Raw genomic sequence first — 1,466 nt, 5'->3', positions numbered from 1 at the left:
CGGCCCAGCCGGAAGTCGCGCCGTCGCAGCTGCCGCCGGCGCCGCAGCGTCTCGGCAGCGAGCGCGAGCGGCGCCGCTTCCGTGCGCTCGTCGCCGCCGTCTGCGCGCTCGTGCTGGTTGCGGCGGCGGTCTGGCTCGTCGTCTCCGTGCTGCCGCGCAGCGCACCCGCCACCGCCGGTCTCGTCATCGGCGCGGCGAGCCTGCCGCCGGACAGCTGCGCCGTGCTGCCGGCCGACGTCGTCGCCGAAGCCGGCGACTCATGGCTGCGCCTGGGCGTCATGGATCTGCTCGCGACGCGGCTGCGCGGCGCGGGCCTGCCGGTGCTGTCCAGCGACAGTGTCGTGCGCCTCGTGCCCGAAGGCGTCGCGACCGAGGCCGCGGCGGTCAATCTGCGCCGGGCGGTCGAGGTGCAGCATCTCGTGCAGCCGGCGCTGCGCCGCAGCGGCGCGACCTGGATCGCGCGCGCCGAGCTGCTCACGGCCGACGGCCGACAGCGTTCCCTGCAGGCGTCGGCCGACAATCCGATCGCCGCCGCCGATGCGGTCGCCGATCTGCTGCTCGGCGCGCTGGGCCGCGGCAGCACGACGCCGCTGCCGCGCGCGGCGGATCTGCCGCTGGCCGAGCTGTTGCAGCGCGTCGACGCGGCGCGCCTGTCGGACCAGCTCGATGCGGCGCGCGCGCTGATCGCCGCGGCGTCGCCGGCGCAGCGCGCCGAGCCGGAGCTGCGGCTGCGCGAAATCCTCATCGATCTGCGCGCCGGCGACCTGCCGCGGGCGCGCGAACGCATCGAGCGCCTGCTCGTGGACGTACCAGCCGAAAGCGACGCGGCGCTGCACGGCCGTGCGCTCGAAAGCCTCTGCGTGGTGCTGTCGCGCGGCGGCGATCTGGTCGCGGCGCTGGACGCCTGCGACCGCGCCGTCGCGCTGCTGGAGACCCAGCGCCAGCCGGTCGCGCTCGGCCGCGCCTACAACCACCGCGGAATCGTGCAGGCGCGCCAGCTGCGCCGCGACGCGGCCACGGCCGACTTCGCGCGGGCGCGCGTCGTGCTCGGCACCGCCGGCGATCCGCTGCTGTCGGCCATGGTCGACGCGAACGAAAGCGCGTTCGCGATGGAGCAGGGGCGGCCGGCCGACGCGCTGCCGGGACTCGAGCGCGCCGGCCAGCAGTTCCAGCGCTTCGGCATGCTCAGCGAATACGCCGTCGCCGTGGTCAATCTCGTCGAAGCGCGGCTCGCGCTGCTGCAGCCGCTGGATGCCCTGAAGGAGAGCGAGCAGGGCTGGGCGCAGCGCCAGCGCGTCGGCGATCCGGCCTTGCGCCAGCGCGTGCGCGTCGAGCGTGCCGAGGCGCTCGCCGCAAACGGCCGCCTCGGCGAAGCGCGCCGCCTGTTCGACGAAGTGCTGCACGGCGCCGACGCGGCGGCTTCGCCGGCGGAGCCCGCGCTCGCGCGCGCCAGATCGGAAGAGCCC

Annotated in this window: 1 protein-coding gene; it reads left to right on the top strand. The window is 76.3% G+C overall.

What is annotated here, in order from left to right; all coding sequences use genetic code 11:
- Positions 1–1,466: hypothetical protein (locus tag NON22_RS24235; RefSeq protein ID WP_257389548.1), on the top strand; the 1,466-nt coding region annotated here is incomplete at both ends.

This window comes from Tahibacter caeni, from assembly GCF_024609805.1.
GTDB classification, from domain to species: domain Bacteria; phylum Pseudomonadota; class Gammaproteobacteria; order Xanthomonadales; family Rhodanobacteraceae; genus Tahibacter; species Tahibacter caeni.
Note: the sequence above shows the minus strand (reverse complement) of the source record. Positions and strands in the feature narration are given on the sequence as shown.